13 protein-coding genes and 8 tRNA genes are annotated in these 12035 nt (G+C 73.7%); 13 read left to right on the plus strand and 8 right to left on the minus strand.

What is annotated here, in order from left to right; all coding sequences use genetic code 11:
* Window positions 1-111: 111 nt before the first annotated feature.
* A complete protein-coding gene (locus tag B0E53_RS26190; protein WP_107078476.1) occupies window positions 112-1137 on the minus strand; it encodes a LacI family DNA-binding transcriptional regulator in 1026 nt (341 codons plus the stop codon).
* A 127-nt stretch (window positions 1138-1264) separates the two neighbouring features.
* On the opposite strand from B0E53_RS26190, the gene B0E53_RS26195 reads away from it, so the two are divergent.
* The gene (locus tag B0E53_RS26195; protein WP_246835597.1) at window positions 1265-2095 is read left to right on the plus strand and encodes a M15 family metallopeptidase; all 831 of its coding nucleotides are present in this window, start codon (window positions 1265-1267) and stop codon (window positions 2093-2095) included.
* 36 nt (window positions 2096-2131) lie between these two features.
* Here the strand turns inward: B0E53_RS26195 and B0E53_RS26200 are convergent, their stop codons facing one another.
* Window positions 2132-3172, minus strand: a complete 1041-nt coding sequence (locus tag B0E53_RS26200; RefSeq protein ID WP_107078477.1) for a M36 family metallopeptidase — start codon at window positions 3170-3172, stop codon at window positions 2132-2134.
* A gap of 100 nt (window positions 3173-3272) precedes the next feature.
* On the opposite strand from B0E53_RS26200, the gene B0E53_RS26205 reads away from it, so the two are divergent.
* On the plus strand, window positions 3273-3779 hold the full coding sequence (locus B0E53_RS26205; RefSeq protein WP_107078478.1) for a DinB family protein: 507 nt from the start codon (window positions 3273-3275) through the stop codon (window positions 3777-3779).
* 36 nt (window positions 3780-3815) lie between these two features.
* Here the strand turns inward: B0E53_RS26205 and B0E53_RS26210 are convergent, their stop codons facing one another.
* On the minus strand, window positions 3816-4595 hold the full coding sequence (locus B0E53_RS26210) for an alpha/beta hydrolase family protein (RefSeq protein WP_107078479.1): 780 nt from the start codon (window positions 4593-4595) through the stop codon (window positions 3816-3818).
* A gap of 163 nt (window positions 4596-4758) precedes the next feature.
* On the opposite strand from B0E53_RS26210, the gene B0E53_RS26215 reads away from it, so the two are divergent.
* A complete protein-coding gene (locus tag B0E53_RS26215; protein ID WP_107078480.1) occupies window positions 4759-5148 on the plus strand; it encodes a hypothetical protein in 390 nt (129 codons plus the stop codon).
* A gap of 148 nt (window positions 5149-5296) precedes the next feature.
* Entirely contained in the window at window positions 5297-7303 is a 2007-nt protein-coding gene (locus tag B0E53_RS26220; RefSeq protein ID WP_107078481.1) for a TetM/TetW/TetO/TetS family tetracycline resistance ribosomal protection protein, read from the plus strand.
* Here B0E53_RS26220 and B0E53_RS26225 read toward each other — a convergent pair.
* On the minus strand, window positions 7281-7898 hold the full coding sequence (locus B0E53_RS26225; protein WP_107078482.1) for a DUF6058 family natural product biosynthesis protein: 618 nt from the start codon (window positions 7896-7898) through the stop codon (window positions 7281-7283). The two genes, B0E53_RS26220 and B0E53_RS26225, sit on opposite strands and share 23 nt — an antisense overlap.
* 349 nt (window positions 7899-8247) lie before the next feature.
* On the opposite strand from B0E53_RS26225, the gene B0E53_RS26230 reads away from it, so the two are divergent.
* The 7 genes from B0E53_RS26230 to B0E53_RS26255 all read left to right on the plus strand — a co-directional run bounded on the left by B0E53_RS26230 (window position 8248) and on the right by B0E53_RS26255 (window position 10142).
* Window positions 8248-8319, plus strand: a tRNA-Trp gene (locus tag B0E53_RS26230).
* Between the two features lie 105 nt (window positions 8320-8424).
* A tRNA-Pro gene (locus B0E53_RS37885) sits at window positions 8425-8497 on the plus strand.
* 31 nt (window positions 8498-8528) lie between these two features.
* Window positions 8529-8601: transfer RNA gene (locus B0E53_RS26235), tRNA-Glu, on the plus strand.
* Window positions 8602-8628: 27 nt separating this feature from the next.
* A tRNA-Gly gene (locus B0E53_RS26240) sits at window positions 8629-8702 on the plus strand.
* Window positions 8703-8732: 30 nt separating this feature from the next.
* Window positions 8733-9932, plus strand: a complete 1200-nt coding sequence (locus B0E53_RS26245; RefSeq protein ID WP_107078483.1) for an RtcB family protein — start codon at window positions 8733-8735, stop codon at window positions 9930-9932.
* A gap of 41 nt (window positions 9933-9973) precedes the next feature.
* Window positions 9974-10046: transfer RNA gene (locus B0E53_RS26250), tRNA-Arg, on the plus strand.
* Between the two features lie 23 nt (window positions 10047-10069).
* Window positions 10070-10142: transfer RNA gene (locus B0E53_RS26255), tRNA-Gln, on the plus strand.
* Between the two features lie 6 nt (window positions 10143-10148).
* Here B0E53_RS26255 and B0E53_RS37890 read toward each other — a convergent pair.
* Genes B0E53_RS37890 through B0E53_RS26265 form a run of 3 tightly spaced genes read right to left on the minus strand, consistent with a single transcriptional unit; the run spans window position 10149 to window position 10956 of the window.
* Entirely contained in the window at window positions 10149-10304 is a 156-nt protein-coding gene (locus B0E53_RS37890; RefSeq protein ID WP_168215409.1) for a hypothetical protein, read from the minus strand.
* The gene (locus B0E53_RS26260) at window positions 10301-10522 is read right to left on the minus strand and encodes a helix-turn-helix transcriptional regulator (RefSeq protein WP_107078484.1); all 222 of its coding nucleotides are present in this window, start codon (window positions 10520-10522) and stop codon (window positions 10301-10303) included. The genes B0E53_RS37890 and B0E53_RS26260 overlap by 4 nt, the downstream gene beginning before the upstream one ends.
* Window positions 10522-10956, minus strand: a complete 435-nt coding sequence (locus B0E53_RS26265; RefSeq protein WP_246835598.1) for a DUF2975 domain-containing protein — start codon at window positions 10954-10956, stop codon at window positions 10522-10524. The genes B0E53_RS26260 and B0E53_RS26265 overlap by 1 nt, the downstream gene beginning before the upstream one ends.
* Window positions 10957-11058: 102 nt before the next feature.
* Between B0E53_RS26265 and B0E53_RS26270 the strand changes: the two genes are divergently transcribed.
* Both B0E53_RS26270 and B0E53_RS37895 read left to right on the plus strand, forming a co-directional pair.
* Window positions 11059-11131 (plus strand) — tRNA-Arg (locus B0E53_RS26270).
* Window positions 11132-11142: 11 nt separating this feature from the next.
* A tRNA-Cys gene (locus tag B0E53_RS37895) sits at window positions 11143-11212 on the plus strand.
* A 29-nt stretch (window positions 11213-11241) separates the two neighbouring features.
* Here the strand turns inward: B0E53_RS37895 and B0E53_RS26275 are convergent.
* Window positions 11242-12035: Gmad2 immunoglobulin-like domain-containing protein (locus B0E53_RS26275; protein WP_246835599.1), on the minus strand; the 794-nt coding region annotated here is incomplete at its 5' end.

Raw genomic sequence — 12035 nt, forward strand, 5'->3', positions numbered from 1 at the left:
GGGGGAGCCGTCCTGCTGGCCCGGCGTCGCCGGCACGCCGCCCTCGCCGCGCTGCCACCCGGGACGGCGCCGCGGGGGGCGGCGCCGGAGGACGACTGAGCCGGCCGCGACCTACCCGGCGGCGGGGCGCGCGCTGCTGTCCCGCACCACCAGCTCGGTGGCCAGCTCGACGCGGGGCGACTCGATCTCCTCGCCCTGGGCCAGGCGCAGCACCGTGCGGGCGGCGAGCCGTCCCATCTCCACCAGCGGCTGCCGGACCGTGGTCAGCGGCGGGGAGGCCCACCGGGCCTCCGGCAGGTCGTCGAAGCCCACGATGCTCACGTCGTCGGCGACCCGCAGCCCGCGCTGGCGGACGGCCTCGTAGACGCCGAAGGCCATCTGGTCGCTGGCGGCGAAGATGGCGGTGGGCGGGTCGTCGAGGTCCAGCAGCGTGCTGCCGGCGGTGAAGCCGGAGGCGTGGTAGAAGTCGCCGGGCTGCACGAGCCGGTCGTCCAGCGGCACCCCGGCCGTCGCCAGCGCGGCCCGGTAGCCGTCCAGCCGGGCCCGGCTGCACAGCAGGTGGGTCGGGCCGGCCACGAAACCGATCCGGCGGTGGCCCAGCCCCAGCAGGTGCTCGGTGGCGGACAGGCCGCCGGCCCAGTTGGTCGCCCCGATCGCCGGCACGTCCGTGCCCGGCACCCCGGCGGCCGGGTCGACCACCACGACGGGCACGTTGAGCCGGCGCAGCTGGGCGTGCACCGGCGGGGTCAGGGGCGAGGTCACCACGATGACCCCGTCCGAGGCGCGGTCCCGCAGGTTCTGCAACCACTGCCGGGTCGAGGTCGACTCGCTGTGGATCGCCGACACCACGGTGCCCACCCCGGCGGCGTGGCCGACGTCCTCCACACCCCGGATGATCTCCACGGCCCACGGGCTGTCCAGGTCGTTGAAGACCAGGTCGACCAGGTTCGCCCGGCGCACCGTGCGGCTGCCGCGCCGCCGGTAGCCGTGGTGGCGCAGCAGCTCCTCGACCCGTTCCCGGGTGTCCGGGGCCACGTCCGAACGCCCGTTGAGCACCCGCGACACGGTGGGCACGGAGACCCCCGCCTCCCGCGCGATCGCGGTGATGGTCACCCTCGGCTCGTCGTCCGCGTTCACCCGTGTCTCCTTCGCCGGCCGGGAGTGCCGGCCGTGGATCCTGGGACGGCGGGCCCGTCCCACCGGCAATCTTGCCGCATGGCCGATGCCGGCCCGGCGTCGCCGCGATGCTGGTAGACACGGCAGGGTGAGGACCGGGACACGCGGGGCCGCCGCCCTGGCCGTGCTGGCCACGGTGCTCGCCGCCGGGTGCCAGCGGCCCGCACCGCGCCCGGCCCCGTCCACCCCACCCGCGCCGTCGGCCGGCCCGAGCGGCCCCCGCGCCCCGGCCGACATCGTCGACCTGGCCGCCGTCGACCCGAGCGTCCGCACCGACATCCGGTACGCCACCGCGCACAACTTCGTCGGCCGGCCGATCACCGGCTACCCCGAGCCGCTCTGCCTGCTCACCCGGCGGGCCGCGGAGGCGCTGCACCGGGTGCAGACCGCCGCCCTGGCCCAGGGCCGCAGCCTCAAGGTGTACGACTGCTACCGCCCGCAGCGGGCGGTGGACGAGTTCGTCGCCTGGGCGAAGGTCCCGGGCGAGCAGCAGATGAAGGCGGAGTTCTACCCCGACGAGCCGAAGAGCCGGCTCTTCGCCGACGGCTACATCGGCGCGCCGACCGCGCACAGCCGGGGAAGCACCCTCGACCTGACCCTGGTGCCGGCGCCCACCCCCGACCAGCCGGCGTACGCGCCGGGCCAGCCGCTGGTCGCCTGCACCGCGCCCGCCGACCGGCGCTTTCCGGACAACTCCGTCGACATGGGCACCGGTTTCGACTGCTTCGACCCCCGCGCGCACACGGCCGACGCCCGGGTCACCGGCGCGGCCCGGGCCAACCGGGAACTGCTGAAGCGGCTGATGACCGCGCAGGGCTTCGAGAACTACCCGCGCGAGTGGTGGCACTACCGGTACGTCGACGAGCCGTACCCGGACACCTTCTTCGACTTCCCGGTGGCGCGGTCGTCGCTGCGGTGAGCGCCGCTCGGCGGGGAGCGGCGCCCACCGCGGCGGTCAGAGGATGCCGCGGGCGACGAAGGCGGCCCGGGTCGCGGCCGCGGCCTGGGTGCCGTAGAGGCGCTGCGCGGCGGCCACGGTGGCCAGCGCCGCGTCCCGGAACGTGACGTCCGTGGTGAAGGCGAACTGCGCCTCCACGATCAGGGTGGTGGCCCGGCGGTCGCCGAGTGCGGCGCGGATGTCCCACAGCGCGCGGGACCAGATCTCGCCGTCGGCGTGCACCTCGCCCACCAGGTCGGCGGGGTAGACCTTGGTGCCGTCGAGGCGGCGCAGGCAGTGCGGGGTGGTGCGGGTGTACGAGACCGAGTCCCAGTCGGCGACGCAGGCCTCCGGGGTCCTCGTCGGCACGCCGGTGGCCCAGCTGGTCACCGCGACCGCCAGGTAGTCGCCGAACGCCTCGCCGATCGCGCCGGACTCCAGCGTGGTGCCGAAGCCGGGCACCTGGCCGTCCTGCACCGAGTGGCCGTACTCGTGGACGATCACCTCGGCGTCCTCGCCGTCGTCGACGCCGCCCTTGCCGAGGGTGATGTTGGCCTTGTCCTCGCGGAAGAACGAGTTGTCGCCGCCGTACTGGTCGATGCGCAGCTCGATCTGCCGCTGGTTGACCGGCCGCAGGGTGCTGCCGAAGCCGAGCGACTGGAGGTACGCCTGGGCGGTGTTCACCCAGTGGTAGCCCATCACCTGCTCGAACTGGTCGGCGTCCCGGTGCCAGGCCGGGTACGCGCCGTCGACCGCGCGGGCCGGGGTGCCGGTCTTGCTCTTGACCACCACGTACTTCCCGGTGAGGGTGCCGGAGCCGTCCAGGTTGGTCAGCAGCACCGACCGGTACGCCCCGGCCAGCGCCGGCTGGTCGGCGTCCTTGGCGTCGGTGAGCGACTGGTCGCCGAGCTGCTGGACCGGGTTCGGCGCGAAGGCCGTGGCGGTGGCGGTGTTGTCGTACGGGTCGCCGGCGGCCTGGACGGTTGTGCCGCCGGCCATCAGCGCCGCGGTGACCGCCGAGGCGACCAGCGCGGAACGTCGGAAGTGGGGGTGCATCATGATCCCTTCGGAGGCGGATCGATCCGCTGAGACTAGGCTCCCCCGGTAGCACTGCCAAGCCACCAGGAGCAGGTCGTCCGGCCTGCGAGGAGGGACCCACGTGGAGACCGAACGGATCGGCCCGCCGCTGCTGGCCGGCGAGCGGGAGACGCTGCGCGCGTTCCTCGACTTCCACCGCGCCACCCTGGCACTGAAGTGTGAGGGGCTGACCGACGAGGAGCTGCGGCGGCAGTCGTCGCCGCCGTCCACGCTGTCCCTGCTCGGCCTGGTGCGGCACATGGCCGAGGTCGAGCGCACCTGGTTCCGCCGGGTGATCAACGCCGAGGACGTCCCGCTGGTCTGGTCGGCGACCGGGGACTTCCAGGAGGCGTACGACGCGAGCGCGTCGAGCCGTTCGGAGGCGTTCGAGGCGTGGCAGCGGGAGGTCGAGCACGCCCGCCGCATCGAGCGCGAGGCCGAGTCGCTCGACGTCACCGGCCACCAGGCCCGCTGGGGCGAGGACGTCTCGCTGCGCCTGGTGATGCTGCACATGATGCACGAGTACGCCCGGCACAACGGCCACGCCGACTTCCTCCGCGAGGCCATCGACGGCACCGTCGGCGTGTGACGCGCCGCCGGCCCGGGAGGTGCCGCGCCTCCCGGGTCAGCCGTCGCGGCGCAGCGGCAGCCAGGCCAGCACGTCCTGGATCCGCGCGTCCCAGTACGCCCAGTCGTGGTCGCCGGGGCCGAAGTCCACGGTGACCGGCAGCCCGCGACGGCGGGCCGTGTCGACGAAGCGGGTGTTGTCCTCGTAGAGGAAGTCCTCGGTGCCGCAGGCGACGTAGAGCGCGGGCAGGTCGTCGCCGGCCCGTTCCAGCAGCGCCACCGTGTCGTCCTCCGGGCACGCCACGTCCCGGTCGCCCCAGACCGTGTGCCAGACGGCGGGGTCCAGGGGGCTCGTCGGGTGGTGGCGTCGCCGGGCGACGTCCAGGGCGCCGGAGAGGCTGGCCGCGGCGGCGAACCGGTCCGGTTGGCGCAGCGCCCACTTCAGCGCCCCGTAGCCGCCCATGGACAGGCCGGCCACGAACGTGTCCTGGCGCCGGTCGGAGAGGCGGAAGTACGAGCGGCACACCTCCGGCAGTTCCTCGCTGAGGAAGGTCCAGTACCGGTTGCCGTGCGCCTCGTCGCAGTAGAAGCTCCGCTGCACCTGCGGCATCACCACGGCGAGGCCCAGCGGGGCGACGTACCGCTCGATCGAGGTGCGCCGGGTCCAGATGGTGTCGTCGTCGGTCAGGCCGTGCAGCAGGTAGAGCACCGGCGGATCCGCGGCGGCCGACCCGCCGGGCATGCCGATCCCGGCCGAGCCGTGCTCGGGCAGCAGCACCGTCATCGACGTGCCCATGCCGAGCGCCGTGGAGAAGAAGTCACACCGGATCCGGGCCATGGGCTGGGAGCGTACCGCGTCACGGAGGCCGGCCCGATGGTGGCCGAATCGACAGTTCCTATTGCCGTGGGGCGTCCAGGGGGACAGGATGACCAGGCGCGCCGGAAACACACCCGTAACCTGCGTGCAGCTGGTCTCTGTCACGAGGAAGTGGGAGTCAGTCATGAGCGACGTGTCGACGGCACTGGGTGTGCGCCTCTACCCGGACCTGGTCGAGCCGGGCGGCCTGGCTCCTGCCCTTGTGCAGACCGCGGCCCGGCACCAGCTCGACATCGGCCGGGTGACCGCCCCCGAGCAGGGCCGCAGCCGGTTCACCTGCGCCGAGGCGACCTCCGACCGGGGCGTCGTCTGCGTCAGCCTCGGCGCCCAGGCCCGCTACTTCATGATCGACCTGCGGGTCGCCGGCGAGGTCCAGGCCCGCGGCGACGCCACCGACCTGCTCCAGGTCGCCCAGGTGGCCGCCGCGTGGCGGGCCGGGTGCACGCTCGCCGAGCTGGCCGGGCGCTACCCCTTCATGGAGGAGATGAAGCGCCACCCCGTGGCGCACGCGTAGCAGCGCCCCGCAATTAATCGGTTGCCGGCGCCCCGCGCCGGTTGCTGCAATCGACCACGACGCACAGGGAAGGAGGAGCTCGAGATGCGAGCCGCGTGCATGTCCCCGCAGAAGCGACCCACCGCCGACCTCAAGGACATGACGCTGCGTGAAAACGCTCAATCTCGGCATCCTCGCCCATGTCGACGCCGGTAAGACCAGCCTGACCGAACGGCTGCTGCACAGCGCCGGGGTCATCGACGAACCCGGCAGCGTCGACGCCGGCAACACCCGCACCGACACCCTGGCGCTGGAGCGGCAGCGGGGCATCACCATCCGCTCCGCCGTGGTCTCCTTCGCCGTCGCCGGCACCACCGTCAACCTGATCGACACCCCCGGCCACCCCGACTTCATCGCCGAGGTGGAACGCGTGCTCGGCGTGCTCGACGGCGCGGTGCTCGTGGTCTCCGCCGTCGAGGGCGTCCAGGCCCAGACCCGGCTGCTGGCCCGCACCCTGCACCGCCTCGGCATTCCCACCCTGTTCTTCGTCAACAAGGTGGACCGGGCCGGCGCCGACCCGGACCGGGTGCTGCACCAGCTCGCCGACCGGCTCACCCCGGACGTCGTCGCCCTCGGCCGGGTCGACGCCGCCGGCACTCCCGCCGCCCGCTGGCTCCCGCACCCGCCGGGAGATCCCGGCCACCGGGCCCGCCTGGTCGACCTGCTCTCCGCCCACGACGACGCGCTGCTGGCCGCGTACGTGGCCGACGAGCGGGCGGCCACCCCGGACCGGCTGCGGGAGGCGCTCGTCGCGCACACCGCCCGCGCCCGGGTGCACCCGGTGCTCGCCGGCTCCGCCATCACCGGGGCCGGGGTGGACGAGCTGATCGACACGGTCACCGCGCTGCTGCCCGCGAGCGAGGGCGACGACCACGCGCCGCTCTCCGGCACCGTCTTCAAGGTCGAGCGCGGCCCGGCCGGGGAGAAGGTCGCGTACGCCCGCATCTTCGCCGGCACCGTGCGGGTCCGCGACCGGATCCGCCACGGCGACGGCCAGGAGGCCCGGGTCACCGCCCTCGCCGTCTTCGACGGCGGCGACGCCGCACCCGGCGACGCCGCCGGGCCCGGCCGGATCGTCCGGCTGTACGGTCTGGCCGACGTCCGCGTCGGCGACGTGCTCGGTGTCCCGCCCGAGCGGCCGGCCGGCCGGCGCCACTTCGCCCCGCCGACGCTGGAGACCGTGGTCGAACCGGTACGACCGGCCGATCGGCCGGCGCTGCACGCCGCCCTGACCCAGCTCGCCGAGCAGGACCCGCTGATCAACCTGCGCCAGGACGACCGGCGCCAGGAGATCGCCGTGTCGCTCTACGGCGAGGTGCAGAAGGAGGTCATCGAGGCCACCCTCGCCGACGACTACGGCGTCCCGGTCACCTTCCGGGAGACCACCACCGTCTGCGTGGAGCGGGTGGTCGGTGTCGGCGCCGCCGTCGAGTGGATCGGCCGGGACCCCAACCCGTTCCTCGGCACCGTCGGCCTGCGCGTCGAGCCCGGTCCGGTCGGTGGCGGCGTCGAGTTCCGGCTGGGCATCGAACTCGGCTCGATGCCGCTGGCCTTCCTCAAGGCCATCGAGGAGACCGTCCGGGAGACCCTGCGGCAGGGCCTGCACGGCTGGGCCGTCATCGACTGCGCGGTCACCCTCACCCACGGCGGCTACTGGGCCCGGCAGAGCCACGCCCACGGCGTGTTCGACAAGAGCATGTCCAGCACCGCCGGGGACTTCCGGAACCTCACCCCGCTGGTGCTGATGACCGCGCTGAGCCGCGCCGGCACCCGGGTCCACGAGCCGGTGCACCGGTTCCGGCTCGACCTCCCCGCCGACGTGGTGGGCACGGTGCTGCCCGTGCTCGCCGGACTGGGTGCGGCCCCCCGCAGCAGCACCCTGCGCGGCACGTCCTACCTGGTCGAGGGGGAGGTGCCGGCCGGGCGGGTGCACGCGCTGGAGCAGCGGCTGCCCGGGCTCACCCGCGGCGAGGCCGCCCTGGAGGCCGAGTTCGACCACTACCGGCCGGTACGCGGACCCGCCCCGAGCCGGCCGCGCTGGGACCACGACCCGCTGCACCGCAAGGAGTACCTGCTCGCCGTCGCCCGCCGGGTCACCGGCCGGCCGGCGCGCTGACCCGCCGCGGATACCGGGCCCGCACCGCGTCGACGCAGGTGTCCCGGGAGGTCGGGCCGCCGAACCGGAGCCGGTCGTAGCCGGTGAACGCCGGCTCCAGCGCGTCCAGCTCGTCGACCAGCGCGTGCAGCCGGTCGAGCCAGGTCGCCGACCCGGCGTCCGGCTCGGCCGGCGCGGCCCCGATCGCCGAGGTCAACTCGTCCTTGCGTCGGATCGACTCCGGCGTGACCGAGCGCAGGCAGACGAACTGGCCGCTGAGGTAGGCCTCCCACTCCGCCGCGCCGCGCGCCCGGTCCGCCCAGTGCCCGACGAACCACCCGGGCAGCGCGTCCACCCCGCCCGCCCGCTCCGCGAGCGCGAACAGGTCCGCCGGGACCATCTCCGCGCCGTCCGAGCGCAGATAGCCCGGCAGCGGCAGCCGCCCGTCCAGCATCGACCGGCGTACGCCGTCCGGGTCCCGCCCGGTCGCCGCGCAGAGCGCGTCGAGCGTGACGAACTGCGCGCTGACGTACGCGTCGTCCGCCGCCGTCATCGGATGCTCACCGTTGACCTCCCGGAACCGCTCCGCCACCCGCTGCCGCCAGTCCATAGCCATGCCCCTTCCGTATTGCCTGGCCACAGCCTAGGTGCGGCACCGTTCGGCGCCGGCCGAAACGTCCTCGCGAATATCCGTTGCGGCGCCTCCGACCCCGCCCGTACCGTGAACGGGCAAACGTCAACCGGTTCCACCACCCAGGGAGCACCCCGTGTCGCAGCAGAACCGCACCCGAGCCGAGCGGCCCGCGCCGCTCGTCGGTGCCCTGCCGCGCGAAGCGGGCCAGGGTCGCTGCCGACGGCAGCAGTGGCAACCGGGGTGGTGGCGCGACTAGCGCCGGCGCGACACACACGCGCAGCCGCCCGCCCCGAGACCAGGGACCGGGCGGCTTTTCTCGTCACCGGGTCCGAGGGGCGTAGCTCAACGGATGAGCACCGGATTCCAAACCCGACGGTTGCAGGTTCGAATCCTGCCGCCCCTGCGTCACCCCGTCCCGACCTCCGGCCGGCGACGTCGCTCCTTCTCAACTCCACAGTGGACGGCATGAGCACGATTCCCGGCCGGCGCGCCTGCGCCGGCCGGGCAACCGGGACGAGGGAGCTGGCTGACCCGCTCGCCTTGGGCGCGAGAGACACGCGGTTCGATTCCGCGGTCCCGGACACCACGCGGACGGCACCCGCCGTCCCGCACGGGCCGTTGGAGCAATTGGCAGCTCACCCGGTTCTCACCCGGGAGGCTACGGGTTCGAGTCCCGTACGGCCTACGCCGGTCCCGACCCCGGGACCACCCCGCGGTTGTAGCGCAGTCAGGCAGCGCGTCACCTTGCCATGGTGAAGGTCGCCGGTTCGAATCCGGCCAGCCGCTCGGACACACCCCTGAACCGAGGAGACGACGATGGGTTTCACCCCGCTGGCCGGTACCCGGGCGCCGGTCCGGGTCTGGACCGACCCGTACACGATCGAGGCGCAGGCGGCCCGGCAGCTGCGCAACATCGGCGCGCTGCCCTGGGTGCAGGGCGTCGCCGTCATGCCGGACGTGCACTTCGGCAAGGGCGCCACGGTCGGCTCGGTCATCGCCATGCGGCAGGCCGTCTCGCCCGCCGCGGTCGGCGTCGACATCGGCTGCGGCATGTCGGCGGTCCGCACCTCGCTCACCGCGGCCGACCTGCCCGACGACCTCGGCCCGCTGCGGACCGCGATCGAGGCGGCCATCCCGGTCGGCTTCGCCATGCGGGCCGACGCGGTCGACCCGCGCCGGGTCCGCGGCCTGGAGCAGGGCGGCTGGGACGAGTTCTGGCGGCGCTTCGCCACCCTCGACCGCAAGGTGGCGCAGCTGGAGACCCGGGCCCAGCGCCAGCTGGGCACCCTCGGCGGCGGGAACCACTTCATCGAGGTCTGCCTCGAGCAGGGCGGCTCCGACGACGGCCGGGTCTGGCTGATGCTGCACTCCGGTTCCCGCAACATCGGCAAGGAACTGGCCGAGCGGCACATGGCGGTGGCCCGCGGGCTGCCGCACAACGTCGACCTGCCCGACCGGGACCTCGCGGTGTTCCTCGCCGGCACCCCGGAGATGGACGCCTACCGCCGGGACCTCTGGTGGGCGCAGGAGTACGCGCGCCGCAACCGGGCCGTCATGCTCGCCCTGCTCTGCGGGGTGGTCCGGGACGAGTTCCCGCAGGTCGCCTACGACGAGCCGATCTCCTGTCACCACAACTACGTGGCGGAGGAGAGCTACGACGGGGTCGAGGTGCTGGTGACCCGCAAGGGCGCGATCCGGGCCGGCCGGGGCGACCTGGGCATCATCCCCGGGTCGATGGGCACCGGGTCGTACATCGTACGCGGCAAGGGCAACCTCGACGCGTACTGCTCGGCGTCGCACGGGGCCGGGCGGCGGATGTCGCGCGGGCAGGCGAAGCGGACGTACAGCACCGCCGACCTGGCCGCGCAGACGGCGGGCGTCGAGTGCCGCAAGGACGCCGGGGTGGTCGACGAGATCCCCGGCGCGTACAAGGACATCACCCAGGTGATGGCCCAGCAGGAGGACCTGGTCGAGGTGGTCGCCCACCTCAAGCAGGTCGTCTGTGTGAAGGGCTGAACCGACCGGCGCCCCTGGAGGGGGCGGGGCGCCGGTCGTCCGCCCCGGTGGCGCAGCGGAGAGCGCGCCGGTCTACGAAACCGGAGAGCCCAGGTTCGAATCCTGGTCGGGGCACGGTCCGCGGTACGCGGATCCCATGCGAGCTGGTGCAACCAGGCAGCACACCCGATTCTGGTTCGGGGAATTGAGGTTCGAATCCTCAGCTCGCAGCGACACCTACCTGCTGCGTCGCGCGATCCGCACGCCGATCGCGATCGCGCCGATGACCAGCAGGCCGGCGAGGAGCTGGAGGCCGGGCGAGTCGTCGGCCTCCCCGTACACGATGCCGGCGACGCCGAGCGCGACGGCGACGACGCCGAGCACGTACCTCATCGGTTCTCTCCCTCTTCCTCGACCCACTCGAGCAGGTCGCCGGGTTGGCAGTTCAGCACCCGGCACATGGCCTCCAGCGTGCTGAAGCGGACGGCCTTGGCGCGACCGTTCTTCAGCACCGCGACGTTGGCCGGGGTGAGTCCGACCCGCTCGGCGAACTCGCCGACGCTCATCTTGCGTTTGGCCAGCTCGACGTCGATGCGGACGACGATGGGCATCAGATCACCGCTTCCATGTCGGTCCGGAGCGTGGTGGCCTGCCGCAGCAGCGCGCGCATCACCACCATCAGCAGCCCCAGCGCGGTGACCCCGGTGACCAGCAGGAACAGCAGGAGCGGCAGGCCCGGGTCGTCGGCGTTGAAGCCGACGTAGAGGAACACGCCGACCAGCACCACCCACGCGGCGGCGATGGCCCACACGATCGCGTCGACCCAGCCCAGCGACGCCTCGCTGAAGATGCGGTCGTTCTTGACCAGGGTGAGCAGTTTCCAGGTGCACACGATCACCACCTGGACGCAGAGCACCCAGAACACCGTCACCGCGGTCGCCGGCCATCTCAGGTAGGCCATGTCCGGGTCCTCCCGGGCCATGTGCGCGAACTGCCCGGGGAGCGACATGGTCTGGAACAGGACCAGGATCCCGAACAGCAGCACGAGGAAGACTCTGAGCGGGAGAACCGCTCGCTGGGCTGTGAGCATGCATCGACTATCGCTCGTAACCTATCGAAAGTCAATCGGTTCCGCGTGACAACTCATGCCCCCGTGGCGCAGCGGAGAGCGCGTCGGATTCCGAATCCGAAGGCCGCTGGTTCGAATCCAGCCGGGGGCACGCACCGACCCGACCGAATGCCCGAGTGGCCAGGGAGCGGACTGCAACTCCGCGCACCGGGTTCGGATCCCCGTTCGGTCTCGACACCGCCGTCCACTGTGGGGGTCGCTTCACCGGCCGGCGGCCAGGTCGACCGGGGTGCGGACCACGTTGACCCGGGAGCCGTCGCGCGCCGACACCTCGTACACCTCGATCGTGCCCGGTCCGGCCGCCGGCCACCGGTAACGGACGTTCACCCGGTAGCCGCCACGGCAGCCGGAGCCGCAGGAGGCCGTGGTGAACGCCGTGCCGATCTCCTGGCCCGCCGCGTCCAGGACCCGGACGCTCACCGTCGCCTCGTACACGTCGGCGGTCCCGGTGACGGTGACCGGGCTGCCGACCCGGTCGCCGATCGCCGGGGCGGTCACCACGATGGGGGGCAGCAGGTCGGCGTAGTCGTCCCGCCCGGTCGCGGTGTCGGCCGGGACGAAGGCGCCCCGCCGTACGGTGGGGAACTGGGTGAGCGTCCAGACCACCTGGGCCCGGCGCAGCCGCGCGGTGGCCGCGCCGCCGGCGTCGAAGCCGGCCGGCGGGGCCAGCGTCGCCACCCCGCCGGCGATGCGGGTCACCTGCGTGCCGGCCGGGACCAGGGTGGTCAGGCCGGTGGCGGCCTCGGCCACGGAGGGGCCGGCGGCCAGTTCGGTGAGGGCCAGCCGGGACGTGGCCACGGTGGCGGGCAGCGCCCGCCGGGTGGGCACGAGTTTCCCGTCCCGGGCGAACCAGAGCTGCACGGTCAGCGTCCCGGTCGGCGCGGTGGTCGGCGTACCCGTCGTGGCCGGTGCCGTGGGGGTGCGCGACGGGGACGGCGTCGGCGCGGGGGGCGGGCCGGTCGGGGCGGCGGTGGCGGTGGTGGGCGACGGGCCGG

Source organism: Micromonospora sp. MH33 (assembly GCF_003013775.1).
Lineage (GTDB): Bacteria > Actinomycetota > Actinomycetes > Mycobacteriales > Micromonosporaceae > Micromonospora > Micromonospora fulviviridis.

Excerpts from the sequence above, each read along its gene's own strand:
- B0E53_RS26200 (WP_107078477.1), bottom strand. The coding sequence starts at position 3,172 with ATGATGCACCCCCACTTCCGACGTTCCGCGCTGGTCGCCTCGGCGGTC.
- B0E53_RS26210 (WP_107078479.1), bottom strand. The coding sequence starts at position 4,595 with ATGGCCCGGATCCGGTGTGACTTCTTCTCCACGGCGCTCGGCATGGGC.
- B0E53_RS26215 (WP_107078480.1), top strand. The coding sequence starts at position 4,759 with ATGAGCGACGTGTCGACGGCACTGGGTGTGCGCCTCTACCCGGACCTG.
- B0E53_RS26225 (WP_107078482.1), bottom strand. The coding sequence starts at position 7,898 with ATGGCTATGGACTGGCGGCAGCGGGTGGCGGAGCGGTTCCGGGAGGTC.
- B0E53_RS26245 (WP_107078483.1), top strand. The coding sequence starts at position 8,733 with ATGGGTTTCACCCCGCTGGCCGGTACCCGGGCGCCGGTCCGGGTCTGG.
- B0E53_RS37890 (WP_168215409.1), bottom strand. The coding sequence starts at position 10,304 with ATGAGGTACGTGCTCGGCGTCGTCGCCGTCGCGCTCGGCGTCGCCGGC.
- B0E53_RS26260 (WP_107078484.1), bottom strand. The coding sequence starts at position 10,522 with ATGCCCATCGTCGTCCGCATCGACGTCGAGCTGGCCAAACGCAAGATG.